The 17,776-nt window shown below is 60.9% G+C and carries 19 protein-coding genes; 6 read left to right on the top strand and 13 right to left on the bottom strand.

What is annotated here, in order from left to right:
- The first annotated feature begins 13 nt into the window (after nt 1-13).
- The 3 genes from LOY68_RS11225 (at nt 14) to LOY68_RS11215 (ending at nt 2,075) form a co-directional block, all read left to right on the top strand.
- Complete coding sequence (locus LOY68_RS11225; protein WP_265044631.1) at nt 14-571, top strand: hypothetical protein; 558 nt, start codon at nt 14-16, stop codon at nt 569-571.
- A gap of 151 nt (nt 572-722) precedes the next feature.
- Nucleotides 723-1,136: a VOC family protein gene (locus LOY68_RS11220; RefSeq protein ID WP_265044629.1), complete on the top strand. Its 414-nt coding sequence runs from the start codon at nt 723-725 to the stop codon at nt 1,134-1,136.
- A 177-nt stretch (nt 1,137-1,313) separates the two neighbouring features.
- Nucleotides 1,314-2,075 (top strand): hypothetical protein, encoded by a 762-nt coding sequence (locus LOY68_RS11215; RefSeq protein ID WP_265044628.1) that lies wholly within the window; start codon nt 1,314-1,316, stop codon nt 2,073-2,075.
- A 111-nt stretch (nt 2,076-2,186) separates the two neighbouring features.
- Here the strand turns inward: LOY68_RS11215 and LOY68_RS11210 are convergent, their stop codons facing one another.
- Nucleotides 2,187-2,933 (bottom strand): EAL domain-containing protein, encoded by a 747-nt coding sequence (locus LOY68_RS11210; protein ID WP_265044627.1) that lies wholly within the window; start codon nt 2,931-2,933, stop codon nt 2,187-2,189.
- Nucleotides 2,934-3,145: 212 nt separating this feature from the next.
- Here LOY68_RS11210 and LOY68_RS11205 point away from each other — a divergent pair, with 212 nt between their 5' ends.
- Both LOY68_RS11205 and folD read left to right on the top strand, forming a co-directional pair.
- Nucleotides 3,146-4,147, top strand: coding sequence for an AraC family transcriptional regulator (locus tag LOY68_RS11205; protein WP_265044626.1), 1,002 nt, complete (start codon nt 3,146-3,148; stop codon nt 4,145-4,147).
- A gap of 245 nt (nt 4,148-4,392) precedes the next feature.
- Nucleotides 4,393-5,337 carry a bifunctional methylenetetrahydrofolate dehydrogenase/methenyltetrahydrofolate cyclohydrolase FolD gene (gene folD, locus LOY68_RS11200; RefSeq protein WP_413787175.1) on the top strand — a complete coding sequence of 315 codons (945 nt, stop codon included), beginning with the start codon at nt 4,393-4,395 and terminating at the stop codon, nt 5,335-5,337.
- Between the two features lie 211 nt (nt 5,338-5,548).
- Here folD and LOY68_RS11195 read toward each other — a convergent pair whose 3' ends face one another.
- On the bottom strand, nt 5,549-6,823 hold the full coding sequence (locus tag LOY68_RS11195; RefSeq protein WP_265044623.1) for a glucarate dehydratase family protein: 1,275 nt from the start codon (nt 6,821-6,823) through the stop codon (nt 5,549-5,551).
- A gap of 26 nt (nt 6,824-6,849) precedes the next feature.
- On the bottom strand, nt 6,850-8,199 hold the full coding sequence (locus LOY68_RS11190) for an MFS transporter (protein WP_054615411.1): 1,350 nt from the start codon (nt 8,197-8,199) through the stop codon (nt 6,850-6,852).
- Between the two features lie 105 nt (nt 8,200-8,304).
- Between LOY68_RS11190 and LOY68_RS11185 the strand changes: the two genes are divergently transcribed.
- Nucleotides 8,305-9,210, top strand: a complete 906-nt coding sequence (locus LOY68_RS11185) for a LysR substrate-binding domain-containing protein (protein WP_265044621.1) — start codon at nt 8,305-8,307, stop codon at nt 9,208-9,210.
- Between the two features lie 88 nt (nt 9,211-9,298).
- Here the strand turns inward: LOY68_RS11185 and LOY68_RS11180 are convergent, their stop codons facing one another.
- From LOY68_RS11180 to accC, 10 genes are all read right to left on the bottom strand, one after another.
- Nucleotides 9,299-10,132, bottom strand: a complete 834-nt coding sequence (locus LOY68_RS11180; RefSeq protein ID WP_265044619.1) for an ABC transporter substrate-binding protein — start codon at nt 10,130-10,132, stop codon at nt 9,299-9,301.
- A gap of 56 nt (nt 10,133-10,188) precedes the next feature.
- Nucleotides 10,189-10,917, bottom strand: coding sequence for an amino acid ABC transporter ATP-binding protein (locus tag LOY68_RS11175; RefSeq protein WP_265045762.1), 729 nt, complete (start codon nt 10,915-10,917; stop codon nt 10,189-10,191).
- A 23-nt stretch (nt 10,918-10,940) separates the two neighbouring features.
- Nucleotides 10,941-11,684 carry an amino acid ABC transporter permease gene (locus LOY68_RS11170; protein WP_265044617.1) on the bottom strand — a complete coding sequence of 248 codons (744 nt, stop codon included), beginning with the start codon at nt 11,682-11,684 and terminating at the stop codon, nt 10,941-10,943.
- A 6-nt stretch (nt 11,685-11,690) separates the two neighbouring features.
- Entirely contained in the window at nt 11,691-12,392 is a 702-nt protein-coding gene (locus tag LOY68_RS11165; protein ID WP_018609115.1) for an amino acid ABC transporter permease, read from the bottom strand.
- A 117-nt stretch (nt 12,393-12,509) separates the two neighbouring features.
- On the bottom strand, nt 12,510-13,262 hold the full coding sequence (locus tag LOY68_RS11160) for an SDR family oxidoreductase (protein WP_265044614.1): 753 nt from the start codon (nt 13,260-13,262) through the stop codon (nt 12,510-12,512).
- A 131-nt stretch (nt 13,263-13,393) separates the two neighbouring features.
- Nucleotides 13,394-14,161, bottom strand: coding sequence for a LamB/YcsF family protein (locus LOY68_RS11155; RefSeq protein WP_265044612.1), 768 nt, complete (start codon nt 14,159-14,161; stop codon nt 13,394-13,396).
- 188 nt (nt 14,162-14,349) lie between these two features.
- Nucleotides 14,350-14,751, bottom strand: a complete 402-nt coding sequence (locus tag LOY68_RS11150; protein ID WP_265044610.1) for a biotin/lipoyl-containing protein — start codon at nt 14,749-14,751, stop codon at nt 14,350-14,352.
- 12 nt (nt 14,752-14,763) lie between these two features.
- Nucleotides 14,764-15,735, bottom strand: coding sequence for a biotin-dependent carboxyltransferase family protein (locus LOY68_RS11145; protein ID WP_265044609.1), 972 nt, complete (start codon nt 15,733-15,735; stop codon nt 14,764-14,766).
- A complete protein-coding gene (gene pxpB / locus LOY68_RS11140) occupies nt 15,732-16,403 on the bottom strand; it encodes a 5-oxoprolinase subunit PxpB (RefSeq protein WP_265044607.1) in 672 nt (223 codons plus the stop codon). Before pxpB ends, LOY68_RS11145 begins: the two co-directional genes overlap by 4 nt.
- On the bottom strand, nt 16,400-17,752 hold the full coding sequence (accC, locus tag LOY68_RS11135; RefSeq protein WP_265044606.1) for an acetyl-CoA carboxylase biotin carboxylase subunit: 1,353 nt from the start codon (nt 17,750-17,752) through the stop codon (nt 16,400-16,402). Before accC ends, pxpB begins: the two co-directional genes overlap by 4 nt.
- Nucleotides 17,753-17,776 lie beyond the last annotated feature (24 nt).

The raw sequence follows: 17,776 nt of genomic DNA, 5'->3' as shown, positions 1-17,776 counted from the left end.
GCTGTTTTACGCCATGAGCTGGCTCGTCGTACTCGTCTTGATGTTGCACTACGCCTTCTATGATTGGTTGTTGATCACACCGATCGATGTCGGCGGCACGTTTATGGGCGGCGGCATGGCCACGCAGCTGTATCTGATGGGTTGGACCGTGGCCACGCTGGGCCTGATCGTCGCCGTGCTGTTGCGCCTGCCTGGCGCCCTCTACGGCTGGATCGGCGCCGGCCTGGTGCCGTTGGGCATCGGCGCCTGGTGGCAACTGAACTACCCGGACAATGGGGAAGAAGTGATCTACAGCACCAGCCCCCACGAGATCGGCACCGTGATGCTGATCGGCGTGATGTTGCTAAGCAGCGGTCTCTACTTTCGCGCCAAACGCAAACGCTGGGCGCTGGACCGGGAGTTCATGTCGGTGCAATTCATTGTCGCCATGATGCTCGCCGCCTTCTTCATTGGCGTGCCCATGGCGATCTACAAGCAGCAAAACCTGCCCCACTGCGCCTTCAGCAAGGAAGGTCAGCAATTGACGGTGTGCCTGGGCGATGACGACAACGAACGCGTCATCGTCGATTGATCGGGCAATAAGCCGCGCAGCTGCTATAGAAAAAACGTCTGAACAATCCCGGCAAAAGTTGCCCTCTAACGCTTTGCTATTTGAGGTCAAACCCCATTGAAGCTGGCGGCCGCCGAGGCCTCCAGCCAGACTCGGTTACCGGGAGTACAACATGAAAATCAATCCCTACCTGATCTTCAACGGCGACTGCAAAGCCGCGTTCACTTACTACGCCAAGGCCCTGCCCGGCACCATCGACGCGATGATGACCTTCGGTGAAACCCCGGCCAAGGATCACGTACAGGCGGACTATCACAACCTGATCATCCACACCCGCCTGTCGGTGGGCGACCAGGCGATCATGGGTTCGGACACCACACCCGACCGCCCGACCGATGACATGAGCGGCTGCTCGATTTCGCTCAACGTCGACAGCATCGCCGAAGCCGAGCGCGTTTTTGCTGTACTGGCGGATGGCGGCACGGTGCAGATGCCACTGGAGGCGACGTTCTGGGCGGCACGGTTTGGAATGTTGGTGGATCGGTTTGGCGTGGCATGGATGGTGAATTGCGAGAAGGATCAATAAGCAGAAAATCCCGACCGTGAAAGGTTGGGCTGTCTGGCTGACGCAGATTGACGAGTACCTGTGGCGAGGGAGCTTGCTCCCTCGCCACAGGTCCAGTGTTAAGCCGGGCATTGTGGCAACTCGCAGCCCGTCTGCTACCTTCAACTCGCCGTCCCCCGTCGCGTCAACGGAGGTCCAATGAATCATCTGCTGATCGCACTGATCGTGTTCACCTGCCTGTTCGGCAGCGCACTGGTGGGCTCGTATGTGCGGCAGCGCTTGCCCTCGCATCACCTTAGCGATGACTCCGTTGCCGTGCTGAAACTGGCCACCGGCCTGATCGCGACCATGTCGGCGCTGGTGCTGGGCCTGCTGGTTTCGTCGGCAAAAGGCACGTTCGAAACCACCAATGCGCAACTGGAAAGCGCGGCGGCCAAGGTCGTCGAGTTCGACCGGGTGCTGGCGCGTTATGGCCCGGACACTCAACCGATCCGCACGCAACTCAAACACAACTATGCCGAAATCGTGCAGGTCCTCGCCTCCCGGGAGCCGTCCCGCCTCGCCTTGCTCGACAGCCCAGAAGCGATCAAACGCTCCGAAGCGCTGCAACAACAGGTCGCCGAGCTGTCCCCGACCACCGACAACCAACACGCGCTCAAGACCTCGGCGCTCCAGACGATGAACGCCGTGTTCGCCGCTCGCTGGCTGACCATGTTGCAGGCCAACCAATCGATCCCGCCGGTGATGCTGGTGATCCTCATCACCTGGCTGTCGATCATCTTCGGCTCGTTCGGCTTGTTCGCCCCGCGCAATGGCACGATTGTGGTGGTGTTGCTGCTGTGCGCCGCGTCGACAGCGGCGACGATTTTGCTGGTTGAAGAGCTGAATCGGCCGCTGGACGGGTTGATCAGTGTGTCGCTGGAGCCGATGGTGCACACCATGGACCGGTTGGGCCAGTAACCGTCCTGTGGCGAGGGAGCTTGCTCCCGCTTGAGTGCGCAGCGCTCACAAGATTTTGGGGCCGCTTCGCAGCACAGCGGGAGCAAGCTCCCTCGCCACATTGAGATCCTGTTACGCCATCGACTGCACCACGCACTGTTCACCCAACGCATCCATCCGCGGCCGACCAAACAGATAACCCTGCCCCCATTCGCTGCCGCATCCAGTCGCCAACGCACGATCAGCTTCGGACTCGATCCCCTCGATAATCACGCACGGCGCCAAGGTTTTGCACAGTTGCACCAAGTGGCCAAGTGTCTGGGCGTTGTTGGTTTCCAGACGCGCGCGCTGCAGGTAGCCCTGGTCGATCTTGACGATGTCGGGGCGGGTCTGGCGGATGAATTCCAGGGTGCCGAGGCCTGCGCCGAAGTCGTCGATGGCCACTCGGCAACCCAGCTCGCGCAGGCACAGGACGAACTCGATGGCGGCCGAGATGCTCGGCGGTGTGGCGCTTTCGGTGATTTCGATCACCAGTCGCGCCGCCACAGAAGGCGCGTCACGCAATTGCGCGAGGATGTCTCGCCAATGACCATCGACGATCGCACTTTGCGCGGAGATGTTGCAGCCCAGGCGCAGGTGTTCGTTTTGCTGCAAGCGCTCGATCACGCTGTGCACCACGCTGCGGTCGAGCTCGCGCATCAGTTGGTGTTTCTCCAGCATCGCGAAGGGATAGACGCCCTCGCCCCGGGCATCGATGTGGCGCAACAACCCTTCCTGGTACAGCACCCGACTGCTGTCAGGCAACCAGACCACCGGTTGAAACGCCAACACCAACCGGCCCTGTGCCAACTCTCGATAAAAGCTTCTGACTCTGTGCATGTCATATCCGTAGACAAAGCGGCGGCCGGCCGCGGTTGAGCGTTGACTGCCGGCCATAATCGACGCTCACCCCGCCCTCAGGAAGTGTTCCGGGATACCTTTCGCTTGTCCTTGGAAACGCGCACATACCGTTTATCGACTGCGATCATTTGTTTATTGCGATCATGCGCCGGCTTGCGCGACATCACTTAGCCATCACCGCGGGAAAGACTATGCACAGAATGACCAGCGCCAGTTTTCAGGTGCTTGCCGATGTCCTGACTGACGGTGGGGCCAACGTTGACGCCTTGCTCAAACAATTCGACAGCGGCGAAGAGGTCTTCGCCAACCCCAAGGGGGTCGGGATGGAGCTGGTCTATAAGGTGATGGCGGAAGCGGCCAAGCGCACCGACAACCCGGACATCGGCCTGCTGGCGTATACCCGGGCGCACCCGGCGAATCTGGAGGTGTTGGGTTACGCGGTGATGTCATGCGCAACTCTGGGCACGGCATTGCAACGGCTGGTGGACTATCACTCACTGATCTGCAATGGCTTTTATATGTGCCTGGACCACAAGCCCCGGGCGCTGAAGCTGATCGGTTTCGACATCAGCATCGAGCCGTCGCTGACGCCCCGGCCCTTTATCGACGCCGGCGCGGCGCAAACCCTGGGGCTGGTTCATTGGCTGTTGCCCAAGCACAAACCGCATCCGCTGGCGGCAACGTTCACCTACCCCGAACCCGCTGACACCTCCCGATTGGAACGATTGCTGGGCAGCAACCTGATGTTTGGCGCGGCGTATAACAGCCTGACCTTCAGCAAGGACGATTGCTCGATTGCCCTGCCCACCGCCGACCCGGCGCTGGATGTGCTGCACGTCGAATACGCGCGTGCACGCTTGAACGTGCTGCTCAATGGCTCGATGACCGCGCGGGTGCGGCGGGTGTTGTCCGAGCGCCTGGCCCAGGGCGTGCCCAGTGATCTGGACAAGATCGCCCAGGTGGTCGGCGTCAGCGCGCGCAGCTTGCAACGGCGCTTGAGCAATGAAGACATGCACTTCTCGGCGTTGCAGGATGAGGCGCGGTTGATGCTGGCGCATAACTTTTTGCGCAATTCGGCGCGCAGCGTGAAGTACATCGGCGCGTTGCTCGGGTTTCGGGATCAGAGCAGTTTTCACAAGGCCTGTATTCGCTGGTTCGGGATGACGCCGGGGCGGTATCGGCAGGCGTCCTGATTCGTGATCCGCAGAAAGTTTGTTGTGAACACAAGCTTATGAGTAGCAAAGATCAAATGTGGGAGCGAGCCTGCTCGCGAAGGCGTCGTGTCAGTCAACATCTACATTGACTGATACACCGCCTTCGCGAGCAGGCTCGCTCCCACATTGGTTACTGCGCTCACAATTCCCCCGCGACATCCTGTCCATCCGCTGCCGGTGGTAGACGGCCCTCCTCGACTGGTAACCTGCGCCCTGCTCTTTCAATGACGACGGTGACGCATTTGATCAGCAGTACCCCCACCCTGGCCCGGGATATCGACGGCAAAGCCATCTCCGCCCAGGTGCTCGACGAGGTTCGGGAAGAGGTTCAAGCCCTGGCCGCGCAGCAGATTTTTCCCGCGTTGGCGGTCCTGCTGGTCGGCGACGATCCGGCCAGCCACGTGTATGTGCGCAACAAATTGCTGCGGGCCAAGGAAGTCGGAATTCGCTCCCTCGAATACCGTCTGCCGGACGATGCCAGCCAGGCGCAAGTATTGGAACAGATTGCACAACTGAACGCCGATGCCTCGGTGAACGGCATTCTGGTGCAGTTGCCGTTGCCGGGGCATATCGACGAAGCGGCGGTGATTCATGCCATCGACCCGATCAAGGACGTGGACGGTTTCCATCGCGAAAACGTCGGTGGCCTGGTGCAAGGCATGGAGGTGCTGACGCCGTGCACGCCCAGCGGTTGCATGCGTCTGTTGAAGGAAACCTGCGGCGACATCAGCGGTTTGCACGCGGTGGTCATCGGCCGGTCGAACATTGTCGGCAAGCCGATGGCGACCTTGCTGTTGCAGGCTCATTGCTCGGTCAGCGTGGTGCATTCGCGCAGCGTTGATGCGCCGGCGCTGTGTCGATTGGCGGACATTGTGGTGGCAGCGGTGGGTCGGCCGCACTTGATCGATGCCAGTTGGCTCAAGCCTGGAGCGGTGGTGATCGATGTCGGGATCAATCGCGTGACCGATGCATCCGGCAGCCATTTGGTCGGTGATGTCGACTACGCCAGTGCGCGGACGGTTGCCAGTGCGATCACGCCGGTGCCGGGGGGTGTTGGGCCGATGACGATTGCGTATTTGCTGAAGAACACGTTGATCGCAGCCCAGTTGCAGCGTGCGGTGCAGGCGCGTGATTCGGATCCGGATGGGTGTGATTCGGATATCAACTGACCGACGCTAATCTGTAGCGAGAGGGTTAGCCGGTTATTACAACCTGTAGCAGCTGGCGAAGCCTGCGTTCGGCTGCGTAGCAGTCGTCAAATCAGGCAACGCGGTGCTTCAGGAAGACCGTATGCTCAGGTTTTACGACTGCTTCGCAGCCGAACGCAGCCTCGTGCCTCGGCAGCTGCTACAAGCCGAACGCAGGCTGCGTCAGTAGCGATCAAAACCTAGGCTTAACCGTCTTCCACTCCGGCTTGTACCGCTGCATCTGCTTCACATCATCGCGCTGGCGAATCCCGCAGGTCAGGTACTGATCATGCAGCTTGCCCAGTTGATCGTGATCCAGTTCCAACCCAAGCCCCGGCGCCCGGGTGATCTTCACGCAGCCATCCACGATCGGCAGTTTGCCGCCCTTGATCACCTCTTCGTCCGGTTCCTGCCACGGGTAATGGGTGTCGCAGGCGTAATCCAGATTCGGCACCGACGCGGCAACATGGGCCATCGCCATCAGGCTGATGCCCAGGTGCGAGTTGGAATGCATGGACACGCCGAGGCCAAAGGTCTGGCACATTTTCGCCAGCGCCTGGGTGTCGCGCAGGCCACCCCAATAGTGGTGATCGGCGAGCACGATCTGCACGCTGTTCAACGCCACGCTGCGGCGGAATTCATCGAAATCGGTGACCACCATATTGGTCGCCAGCGGCAGGCCAGTACGTTTGTGCAGCTCCGACATGCCTTCCAGGCCCGGCGTCGGGTCTTCGTAATATTGCAGGTCATCGCCCAGCAGTTCGGCCATGCGAATCGAGGTATCCAGCGACCAGTTGGCGTTCGGATCGATGCGCAACGGATAACCCGGAAAGGCTTTTTTCAGCGCCTTGATGCACGCGACTTCATGTTCCGGTTCCAGCGCGCCAGCCTTGAGCTTGATGCTCTTGAAGCCGTAGGTTTCGATCATTCGCCGCGCTTGGGCGACGATCTGTTCTTCGTTCAGCGCCTCGCCCCAACTGTCCGGTTTGTAGGGTGAATCAATGTGCTGCGCGTACTTGAAAAACAGGTAGGCGCTGAACGGGATTTCATCGCGAATCGCCCCGCCCAGCAGGTCCACCAACGGCACGTTCAGCGAGTGCGCCTGCAGGTCGAGAAACGCCACTTCGAACGCCGAATACGCGTTGCTCACCGCTTTGCTGGCGTGGGAGCCCGGCGCCAGTTCTGCACCGGCAATGCTCGTGGTTTTGTTGGCCGCCACGGTTGCCTGGACGATGGCGCGCAACTGGTTGAGGTTGAACGGGTCGAGGCCGATCAGTTGATCCTTGAGCTGCATCTGGATTGCCAGCGCCGGGGCATCGCCGTAGCTCTCGCCGAGGCCGATGTAGCCGTTGTCGCTCTCGATTTCGATTATCGAGCGCAGCGCAAAGGGTTCGTGAATGCCGCTGGCGTTGAGCAGTGGCGGATCGCGGAAGGCGATGGGGGTCACGGTCACTCGTGTGATTTTCAAAGGGTCAGGCTCCGATTATCCAAGTCTTAATGTGAAGCGGCGTGGCGCGGCACCACGACGTCGTTGCGCGGGGTTGGCTTACCGGCTTTCGGGGTGGTGCGGGCAAAGAAGATCACCACGGCGGCCACCAGCGACGTCGCCGCCAGGCCGTACAGGCCACCTTCGATCGAACCGGTGGATTGCTCCAGGAAGCCGAACGCCGTTGGGGCGACGAAGCCGCCGAGGTTGCCGATGGAATTGATCAGCGCAATCACCGCCGCCGCGATCCGCGCATCCAGATAACTTTGTGGAATCGGCCAGAACAGCGCCGACGCAGCCTTGAAGCCGATGGCAGCAAAACAGATCGCGACAAAGGCGAAAATCGGGCCGCCGGTGGTGGACATGAACATGCCGAACGCCGCGATCACCAGGGTCAGTGCGACCCAGGCCTGCTGGAATTTCCATTTGCTGGCCATGGCCGCGAAGCCGTACATCGCGATGATGGAAATGATCCACGGCACCGAGTTGAACAGGCCGACCTGGAAGTCGCCGAGGTTGCCCATCTTCTTGATCATGCTCGGCAGCCAGAACGTGGCGCCGTAAATGGTCAGGGCGATGGAGAAGTAGATAAAGCAGAACAGCGCAATCTGCCGGTCCGCCAACAGCTTGAACATCGACGGCACAGGGCCTTTCGCAGCCTCGCGGACTTGCTGTTCTTCGGCGATGGCAGCAATCAGCGCACCCCGCTCCTCGTCGCTCAGCCATTTCGCTTCGCGTGGATGGGATTGCAGCCAGAACCAGACAAAACCGCAGAGCACGATGGAAGCAAAGCCCTCGATCAGGAACATCCACTGCCAGCCATGCAGGTTCAAGCCGTTGACGTTCAACAATGCGCCGGAGACCGGGCCGGAAATCACCGAGGCAATCGCCGAACCGCTGAGGAACACCGCCATGGTCTTGCCGCGTTCAGACGCCGGCAGCCACTGGGTGAAGTAATAAATGATGCCGGGGAAGAATCCGGCCTCTGCCGCGCCGAGGATAAAGCGCAGCACATAGAAACTGGTTTCACCTTTGACGAAGGCCATCGCCATCGCGGCAGCGCCCCAGGTGAACATGATCCGCGTCAGCCAGACCCGCGCGCCGTAGCGCTGCAGCAGCATGTTGGACGGCACTTCGAACAGCGCGTAACCGACGAAAAACAAACCGGCGCCCAAACCATAGGCTGCGGCGCCAATGCCGAGGTCCGTCTCCAGGTGGCTGCGCACGAAACCGATGTTGACCCGGTCGATGTAGTTGACGATGAACATGACCACGAACAGCGGCAGCACATGCCGTTTCACTTTCGCGGCAGCACGCGCAAGTACCGTGGGCTCCGGCGAACTCTGGAGGGTTTTCAAGGGGCGACTCCCGATCTTGTTTTTTTGGGGACAAACCGATCATGGACGCGGCAATTGATCCCGTCTAATCTAACTTGGCATTCGATTGATACCTGGATTAGATCAATGTTCGAACTCACCCAGCTGCGCTGCTTCACCACGGTCGCCACCGAACTGAATTTTCGTCGCGCCGCCGAACGCTTGAACATGACCCAGCCGCCGCTCAGCCGGCAGATTCAATTGTTGGAGCATCACCTGGGCGTCGAACTGTTCACCCGCACCACCCGCAGCGTCGCCCTGACCGCCGCCGGTCGCGCGTTCTTCATCGAAGCGCAGAACTTGCTGGAGCGCGCCCAGCAAGCGGCGGTCACCGCCCGGCGCTTTGCCGAAGGCGACATCGGCACGGTCAACATCAGTTTCGTCGGCAGCGCAGTGTATGAATTCCTGCCCAAAGTCATCGCCGAAGCACGGCTCAAACAGCCCCACGTGAAAATCGATCTGTCGGAAATGAACACCTACCAGCAGCACGAAGCGCTGCGCGCGCGCCGTATCGACCTGGGTATCGTTCGTGCGCCGTTGCAGGAACCGGGCTACGCCACCGAATGCCTGGTGCGCGAGCCGTTCGTCCTCGCCGTGCCGAGCAATCATCGGCTGGCCAGCGCCGAAAGCGTGTCCGTGCAAGACCTCGACGCGCAACCTTTCCTAATGTACTCCCACGCCGCCTACCCGCCGTTCAACGAACTGCTGACCGGTATGCTGCGTTCGGCGCGCGTCGCCCCGGAATACGTGCAATGGCTGGGCTCGTCGCTGACCATCCTGGCGCTGGTCAACGCCGCAATGGGCCTGGCCCTGGTGCCGCGTTGCGCTTCAAGCGTGGTGTTCAAGAACGTGGTGTTCCGCGATATCGACCTGGGGGAAGGCGTGCAAAGCGAGCTGCATTTGATCTGGCGCGAGAACAACGACAACCCGGCGTTTGCGATGTTGCTGGAAGGGATTCGGCGGGCGGTCCGGGACGGCTGGGGAGCGCCGTGAACGCCTTTTCGACAGGCATGAAAAAGCCCGGCGCGAAGACACTCGCCGGGCGTTTTGATCATTGCACTGCAATGACGTTGATTCGAGTTTAAGGCAACGGATCGAACTTCAAACTGCTGAGGCTTTGCACCTTGTCCTCACGCACCATTTTGTACGCGGTGTTCGGACCGATCCAGCGGTCCCAGATCGCATCGATCTCCCCGGCCTTCTCCATTGATGCCAAGGATTCGTTGACCTTGGCGAGGAACGCCGGCTCATCACGACGCATGCCGGCGCCAATCGGCTCAAGCGCCATCGGCTCCTTGGCCAGTGCCAGTTCGACGCCACTTTCCTTTGCCTGGCCGACCAGTTTCAACGCAGTCATGGTGTTGGTCACCAGCCCCACGACCTTGTTTTGCTGCAAGGCCATGTAAGCCGAGCCGGTGTCCTGGAACGTCACCGGCGTGGCCCCGGCCAGTCGAATCGACTGCTCGGACGTCGAGCCTTTGGTGGAACTGATGCGCTTGTCCTTGAAGAAGCTTTTCGGCTGATCGACGTTGACTGCGCGCACCACCAGGGTTTCCTTGGCGATGTAGTACGGGTCGCTGAACTGGATCTGTTCGGCGCGAGTCTTGGTGTAGGCCAGGTTGGCGAAGATCACATCGACACGGCCCATTTTCACTTCAGGAATTCGTGCTTCCACCGACAGCGGCTTGAGTTCCAGTTCGACGCCCATGGTCTTGGCCAGGGCCTTGCACAAATCGACGTCCATGCCCACCAGTTCGCGGGTCTTCGGATCGGGTGCCGAGAACGGCGGCACGTCGGCGTATACGCCGCAGCTCAACGACTTCTTGGCCATGATGTCGCTCAATTGATCGGCCTGCGCGACCGCAACAGCCAAAGGACCTAACGCCAGCGTGACAAACAGATGCTTCATACGCATGGATAAACTCCGGGAAGGGGAAAGTCGGATGGCAGAGTGAGCAAAACCGCTGCGGCTCAATGAGCGCGCAGGTCGGCAATAAAGCGTTGCGCGCGCGGATGCGCGGGCTGATTGAAGAAGCTTTCGGGCGTGCTCTTTTCCAGAATCTGACCCGCGTCCATAAACCAGATGGTGTCGGCGACTTCACGGGCAAAGTTCATCTCGTGGGTCACGCACATCATGGTCATGCCTTCCTTGGCCAAGCCCTTCATCACACTCAGCACTTCGCCGACCATTTCCGGGTCCAGCGCACTGGTGGGTTCATCGAACAACATGACTGGCGGTTCCATCGCCAACGCCCGGGCGATGGCCACCCGCTGCTGCTGACCGCCGGAGAGCTGTGCCGGATAGGCGCCGGCCTTGTGCGCCAACCCGACCCTATCCAGCAATTGCATGGCTTGCTGCTTGGCAGCCGAACCTTTCAGGTTGCGGATTTTGCTGGGCGCCAGGGTGATGTTTTCCAGCACCGACAAATGCGGGAAAAGGTTGAAACTCTGGAACACAAAACCCACCCGACTGCGCAGTCGATTGATGTGCGCATCGGTGCCGTGCACATCCTGGCCGTCGAACAGGATCTGACCGTCCTGAATGTCTTCCAGGCGATTGACCGTGCGGATCAACGTCGACTTGCCGGAACCGGACGGGCCGCACAGCACCACCACTTCACCGGGTTTCACTTCGGCGGTGATGTCGGTCAGCGCGTGGTACTCGCCGTACCATTTGTTGATGTTCGAAAACATGATCATTGGATGCATGGGCGCAACCCTCTTCAATTATCGATGGCCAGCAAGGGGTCGGCGGCCACGGCCGGACCGCCGTTGCCCAGACGCTTGCGAGCGATACGGCGCTCCACCCAGCCGGCCAGATGGGTCAGGCCGAAACAGAGCAGGTAGTAGATGATCGCCAGGATGAAAAACACCTGGAACGGCTTGGTTAGCAGCTGGTTGTTGACCTGGTTGGCGGCGAAGGTCACTTCCTGGACATTGATCACATAGCCCAGCGAGGTTTCCTTGATGATCGAGATGAACTGGCTGATCAGGCTCGGCAACGCGTTGTACAGCGCCTGCGGCAAAATCACCCAGATCGTCGTGCGCAGGTAACCGAGGCCCAGCGCCCGGGATGCTTCGTATTGACCCGGCGGTAATGCCTGGATGCCGCCGCGAATGATTTCGCACAGGTAGGCGCTTTGGTAGATCACCAGGGTGCACAGCATCGTGACGAACCCGGTGATGTTGTGGCCGATCAGCAACGGCACCAGGAAGTAGGTCCAGAAAATCACCATCAGCAGCGGAATACCGCGCAGCACATAGACCCAGACCGTCGCTGCCCAGCGCAACCCGGTCCACGGGGACACCCTGGCCAGCGCCAGCAGCAGCCCGAACGGGAACGCCAGCAACAGCGCCAGCGCCGCCAGAATCAAGGTACTGGCCAAGCCACCCAACGGGCCGTGCGGGTACTGACCGATCAGAAACAACGTCCAGTTCTGCTGCACAATCGAAAAGAGATCGAACATCGTCGTCTACCTCGCCAGCGCTTTGTTGAAGCGTCGCGCCAACAGCGCGCCGAGCCCCATCAACAACAGTGAAAAGACCAGGTAAAACACCGTGGCGACCAGGTAGGACTCGAACGTGCGGAAGGTGTAGTTCTCGACTTCGCGGGTGGCATACGTCAGCTCGACCACGCCGATGGCCATGGCCAGGCTGGTGTTCTTGAACAACAGCACCGTGTGATTGATCAGCGATGGCAGGCAATTACGCACACCCTGCGGCAGGATCACGTAGCGCATCGAGCGCACATAACCCAGCCCCAGCGCCCGGGACGCTTCGGTCTGCCCGGCCGGAATGGCGCGCAAACCGCTGCGGATGTCTTCACAGAAATACGCGGCCTGACACAGTCCCAGCGCAATCACCGAGAACAGGTATTCGGTGCTGTAGTTCGCCAACCACAGCTGGGTGGATTCGCTCAGCAACGTCGGCACACCGAAGTACCAAAGCATCAATTGCACCAGCGTCGGCACGTTGCGGTGATAGGACACGTAACCGGCCACCAGACGATCAGCGAGCTTGTTGCCGGTCAGGCGCACGGTCACCAGCAACAGCGCGAGGGCCATTGCCAGCAGCCAGGCGAACAGCGCCAGCTGTAGAGTCGTTTCGATGCCCTTGACGATCAGCTCGGCATATTCGCCTTGCAGAACCGCGGCCAAATCGAAGTCATGCTTCATGGTCAATCCCTATCGGCATTGGGCTAGGGCAGAAATAAGTCGCCAGCGACAGGCGTGGCGTGGGTACGGCATGACGGATTGTTCCGTTCTTCTGGCAGGCGTCTTTCGCAGGGGAACTCAGCCCTGGTAATCCTGTGGACGGGCTGTCGAAAGACCGCCGGGCACTTGCAGGGTCGGGGTGATTTCCATGTGCCCGACGTTGACCGCAATCGGTGCGGCGATGGCAAAGGCGATGGCGTCGGCGATGTCTTTGGCCTGGGGCAGCTCGAAGCCTTCGACGAAGCGCTTGTAGGTCTCTTCAGAGTCACCATGAACGTGGGCGAAGATGTCAGTGGCCACTCGCCCAGGACAGATCTCGGTGACCCGCACCCGCTTGCCGAAGGCGTCGATGCGTAGTTGCCGCGAGAGCATGCTCACCGCCGCTTTCGTTGCGTGGTAAGTGGAGTTGCCGCCGAAGTTGTACGCGGCAGCAATCGAACTGATGTTGATGATGTGGCCGCAGTCGCGTTCAACCATCCCCGGCAGCGCCAGGCGCGCCAGGTGCAGGACCGCGCGCAGGTTGACGTCAATCAGCAAGTCGATGCCTTCGGCGTCTGCCTTGAGAATCGAACCCGGCTTATCGACCCCGGCGTTGTTCACCAGGATGTCGAACTGCTGGGTTTCGAACAGACGAGTCAGCCCGGCGAGGTCAGTGACATCGATGGCGTGTGCGATACAGCCGGTCTTGGCCGCCAGCTCTTGCAGCTTGTCGGCGCTGCGGGCCAATGCATGCACTTGCACGCCTTCCTGACACAAGCGTTCGACGACGGCGGCGCCAATCCCGGAAGAAGCGCCGGTCACCAGCGCGGTTTTGTAATCTGAAAATGGCATGACGTTGTCCTCGTATTACGTGTGCGGATCACTCGGTGATCGCGATGACTTCGACTCTATCCAGCCCTGAAGCCGTGGACCAAGACGGAATGACTGTGTGGCAATAAGCCCTGCTTATGACCGTGCAACCGTTACGCCAACAGCTGCGAAATCGGCGTGATAGAACCACCTGCCAGCTCGATTTCTCGACGGATGGTGCGGGCCAGTTCCACCGCTCCAGGCGTATCGCCATGCAACAGGATCGAATGCGCCGGCACCGCGATGTGCTTGCCATTCAGGCTGGTCACGCTGCCCTCCTCCAGCAACTGGCGAACCCGTTGCAACACGGCCGCCGGCTCCTTGATCACCGAGCCCGGCACCTTGCGCGGCACCAGCAGGCAGTCATCGTCATAGGCGCGATCGGCCAGAAACGTCGTGGCGACCCGCAGCCCACATTTGTCAGCAGCGTTCTCGATGGCACGACTGCTCGATGAGCTGATGATCAGTGTCGGATCGAACGCTGCCACCGCGCGCACCAAAGGCTCTGCCAACGCCGCATCGGCGGCGACCATATTGCCCAGCGCGCCGTGAAAGCTCATGTGCGTCATGCGGTGGCCATTGACCGCCGCCATCCCGGCCAGCGCGCCGAGCTGATAAATCACGTAGGTCGCCAGTTCCTTGAGCTCGATGTTCATCTGCCGCCGGCCAAACCCCATCAAGTCGGGAAAACCCACATGGGCGCCCAGATCGATGCCGCCGGCCTTGGCCAGGCGCACGGTGTTGTCCATGATCAGCGGATCACCGGCATGGAAACCGCACGCCACGTTGGCCGATGAGATCAGGCTCATCAACGCTTCATCCTCACCCATGCGCCACGGGCCGAAGCCCTCGCCCAGATCAGCATTCAAATCAATCTTCATCACGTCTCCTCTCATCCGTCTTCAACACCCGTAGCAGCTGTCGAGCCTGCGAGGCTGCGTTCGGCCGCGCAGCGGTCGTTAAACCTGTCACCGCGTTATTTCAGGTAAACCCTATTCGCCGGACTACGACCGCTGCGCGGCCGAACGCAGCCTCGCAGGCTCGGCAGCTGCTACGTGGGGGTTGGGCTTCAGGCCGTCAGGCGCATGAACGCCTCGCCATAGCCGACGGTCGTGCCGCACACCGTCAACACCGCCGCCAGCCGTCCTGCCTTCTGGCTGCGCACCGGCAGCAGCAAATCACCGACTTGCAGCAACGCCACCAGTTGCCCTTGCTCCACTCGACTGCCAACTGACACCAGCACCTCGTTCTGTTGCGGATGCGTCAGCAGCAACTGGCCGAGGCCGGGGGTCTTCAACAGCCATTCATCTGTAACCTTTGGCGCGATGGGTGTGGCGATTTGAAGGGGTGCCGCGACCTCGTCAACACCTCGCTTGAGCAGCAAATGCAGCCCCGGACGGCGGATTTCCGCGCCAGCCAGGTGGGTCTCCTTGAGCCACACCGCCAACTGGCGGATTTCCTGATTTGTCATGTCTTAATGTCCTTAACGCGAGGCCAGCCCGTGAAGATCGACCAAGCGGCTGACCTCCGCGAGATAGCGCGAATTGTCTTCCAGGGCCGCAACGGCTTCGGCATAGCTGCACTCGATAAACCGCACCTTGCTGCCAATCGGCGCCTGACCCAGGCGCCACAGATCGGCCTCGATCACCGTGCCGAATTTCGGGTAACCGCCGCTCGGTTGTGCGTCGCGCATCTGGATGATCGGCTGGCCACCGTGGGGCACTTGAATCACGCCGGGGACGATGCCGTGGGAGCGGACTTCCATTGGCGTTTTGGGCAAGATCGGCGCGCCTTCGAGCCGATAACCGTAACGGTTGCTCTGGGTCGTGACCTTCCACTCTCCAGACCAGAATGCCGCCCGGGATTCCTCCAGAAAGCACTCGTATTGCGCCGCAGGCAGCACACGCATGGCCGGCAATCCATCGAGTTGCAACGCCAACGCCTGATTCGGGGATACCACGCCGAAATCCGTAGGCAGCGCACTCACGCCTGGACGCAGCGCCGAAATCCGGTCGCCCTGCTGCAAGGCTCGCCCCTGCAAGCCACCGAACTCACCGCGCAATTGAGTGCTGCGCGAGCCCAGCACCTGCGGTACGTCGATACCGCCGGCCAGACACAGGTAAGCGCGGCTGCCTGACGTCGGAAAGCCAAGGCTAAGCACCTGGCCTTCCCGCGCCTGCATCACCCAGGACGGTGGCAATGGCTGACCGTCGAGGGATGCCTCGCAAGCCGCGCCGGTCACCGCAAAAGCGCAGTCTTGGACAAACCGTACGTCGAACGGGAACAGCGGGATTTCGATGGCCGCCGCGTCCTCGGGATTACCCAACAGCAGATTGCCCAACGCCAGCGCCAAATGGTCCATCGCGCCGGAGGTTCCGACGCCGTAACCGAGGCTGCCAAAGCGGCCGAAGTCCTGTACCGTGGCCAGGGCCGTGGCGGATAAAATCTCGATCATCGAATGATCCTCTCGATGCGCAAGCGCAACATATCGCCCGGACGCAGCATGGCCGGCGGGTTTTGGGTCGGGTCAAAAAACGACATTTCGGTACGGCCAATGGTGTTCCAGCCGCTGGGGCCGGCCGAGGCGGAAACACCGGTCTGCACCCCGCCAATCGACACCGAGCCGGCGGCGATGCTGATCACCGGCACCTGGCGCCGTGGCGTGGCCAGGCGCGAATCCATGCCGCCGAGGTAGCAATAGCCGGGGTGGCTGCCCAAGGCGTATACCGGGTACAACGGCTCGCAATGCAGGTTGGCAATGGTTTCGATGTCGAGCCCGGTGTGCGCGACCACGTCGTTCATGTGTGGGCCGAACTCGCCGCCGTAGACCACCGGCAATTCAACGATGCGCCCTTCGAGTGGCAGCGGCTGACTGGTTTCCCAGGCCTCGATCAATCGCTCGCACAACCCGTTGAGGTCTCGCGGCGGTTTGATGAAAGTCAGCATCAAGTTGTTCATGCCGGGAACCGCTTCGTGGATCTCGGCCCATTCCCCTGCCTGCAACGCCAGGCTCCAGATACGTTGTTGCGGCGCCAGATCGAGTTCACCCGGCGCTTCGAACAACAAGGCCGTGGACCCCAGCAGACTGATGTGCGGACGCGGCGATTCAGATGCAGTACTCATGTCGGACTCCGTTGCTGCAACCAGCGCTCCAGGTGATGAATGTCTACGCCGCCAGCGCAGAACGCCGGGTCGTCGAGAATGTCCCGGTGCAAGGGGATATTGGTCGAGATGCCTTCCACGACCAGTTCGCTGAGGGCCAGGCGCATACGGGCCATGGCCTCATCGCGCGTCGCGCCATGGGTGATGACCTTGGCCACCATCGAGTCGTAGTACGGCGGAACCCGGTAACCGGTGGTGACGTGGGAGTCGACCCGCACACCAAAACCACCGGGGACTTCCCAGCGCTGGATCAGCCCTGGCGTCGGCATAAAGGTGATCGGGTCTTCGGCATTGATCCGGCACTCCAGGGAATGACCGTTGAGTTGCACGTCTTGCTGACGCAGCTCCAGTACTTCGCCGCGGGCCATGCGCAATTGCTGCTGGACGATGTCGATGCCGGTGGTCATCTCCGTCACCGGGTGTTCGACTTGCAGCCGGGTGTTCATCTCGATGAAGAAGAACTCTCCATCCTCATACAGAAATTCGAAGGTGCCGACTCCGCGATAGCCGATCTGCCGGCAGGCCGCTGCACAGCGTTCACCGACCTTGGCAATCAACTCAGGATCGATGCCTGGCGCCGGCGCTTCTTCCAGGACTTTCTGGTGCCGGCGTTGCAACGAGCAATCGCGGCAACCGAGCCAGATCGCGTGACCATGCGCATCGCACAACACCTGGATTTCCACGTGCCGGGGATGGCCGAGAAACTTCTCGATGTAGAGTTCTGGATTACCGAAAGCCAGCCGTGCCTCTTCGCGGGTCAGGGCGATGGCGTCGAGCAACTCGCCCTGTTCTTTCACCACGCGCATGCCACGTCCACCGCCACCGCCGGCAGCCTTGACGATCACCGGGTAACCGATTTCACGGGCAATCGCCTGAATGCTGGCATCGTCGGTGGGCATCACCGAATCCGGCCCCGGCACGCACGGTACGCCGGCTTCACGCATCGCCCGTTTCGCCGCGACCTTGTCGCCCATGGTGCGAATGCACGCGGCGCTCGGCCCGATAAAGGTCAGCCCGGCGGCCTCGATGCGCTCGGCGAACCCGGCGTTCTCCGACAGAAAACCGTAACCCGGATGAATCGCCTGGGCGCCGCTGACCTTGGCCGCAAACAGCAGCGCTGCCTGGTTCAGATAACTCTGGCTGGGTGACGCCGGCCCGATGCACAGGGCCTGATCGGCGTTTTGCACATACTGCGCGTGACGATCCGCCTCGGAGTGCACGACCACGGTTTGTATCCCCAGGCCATGGCAGGCACGCTGAATGCGCAGGGCGATTTCGCCACGGTTGGCGATCAGCACTTTGTCGAACATTGAATTCACCTGAAAACGTAAGAG

It is taken from the genome of Pseudomonas sp. B21-053 (assembly GCF_026016365.1).
In the GTDB taxonomy this organism is placed as follows: domain Bacteria; phylum Pseudomonadota; class Gammaproteobacteria; order Pseudomonadales; family Pseudomonadaceae; genus Aquipseudomonas; species Aquipseudomonas nunensis.
This window is presented reverse-complemented; position numbering and strand designations above follow the sequence as displayed.

Coding starts and splice junctions, on each gene's coding strand:
- LOY68_RS11225 (WP_265044631.1), top strand. CDS start 14: ATGAGCTGGCTCGTCGTACTCGTCTTGATGTTGCACTACGCCTTCTAT.
- LOY68_RS11220 (WP_265044629.1), top strand. CDS start 723: ATGAAAATCAATCCCTACCTGATCTTCAACGGCGACTGCAAAGCCGCG.
- LOY68_RS11215 (WP_265044628.1), top strand. CDS start 1,314: ATGAATCATCTGCTGATCGCACTGATCGTGTTCACCTGCCTGTTCGGC.
- LOY68_RS11210 (WP_265044627.1), bottom strand. CDS start 2,933: ATGCACAGAGTCAGAAGCTTTTATCGAGAGTTGGCACAGGGCCGGTTG.
- LOY68_RS11205 (WP_265044626.1), top strand. CDS start 3,146: ATGCACAGAATGACCAGCGCCAGTTTTCAGGTGCTTGCCGATGTCCTG.
- folD (WP_413787175.1), top strand. CDS start 4,393: ATGACGACGGTGACGCATTTGATCAGCAGTACCCCCACCCTGGCCCGG.
- LOY68_RS11185 (WP_265044621.1), top strand. CDS start 8,305: ATGTTCGAACTCACCCAGCTGCGCTGCTTCACCACGGTCGCCACCGAA.
- LOY68_RS11180 (WP_265044619.1), bottom strand. CDS start 10,132: ATGCGTATGAAGCATCTGTTTGTCACGCTGGCGTTAGGTCCTTTGGCT.
- LOY68_RS11175 (WP_265045762.1), bottom strand. CDS start 10,917: ATGATCATGTTTTCGAACATCAACAAATGGTACGGCGAGTACCACGCG.
- LOY68_RS11170 (WP_265044617.1), bottom strand. CDS start 11,684: ATGTTCGATCTCTTTTCGATTGTGCAGCAGAACTGGACGTTGTTTCTG.
- LOY68_RS11165 (WP_018609115.1), bottom strand. CDS start 12,392: ATGAAGCATGACTTCGATTTGGCCGCGGTTCTGCAAGGCGAATATGCC.
- LOY68_RS11160 (WP_265044614.1), bottom strand. CDS start 13,262: ATGCCATTTTCAGATTACAAAACCGCGCTGGTGACCGGCGCTTCTTCC.
- LOY68_RS11155 (WP_265044612.1), bottom strand. CDS start 14,161: ATGAAGATTGATTTGAATGCTGATCTGGGCGAGGGCTTCGGCCCGTGG.
- LOY68_RS11150 (WP_265044610.1), bottom strand. CDS start 14,751: ATGACAAATCAGGAAATCCGCCAGTTGGCGGTGTGGCTCAAGGAGACC.
- LOY68_RS11145 (WP_265044609.1), bottom strand. CDS start 15,735: ATGATCGAGATTTTATCCGCCACGGCCCTGGCCACGGTACAGGACTTC.
- pxpB (WP_265044607.1), bottom strand. CDS start 16,403: ATGAGTACTGCATCTGAATCGCCGCGTCCGCACATCAGTCTGCTGGGG.
- accC (WP_265044606.1), bottom strand. CDS start 17,752: ATGTTCGACAAAGTGCTGATCGCCAACCGTGGCGAAATCGCCCTGCGC.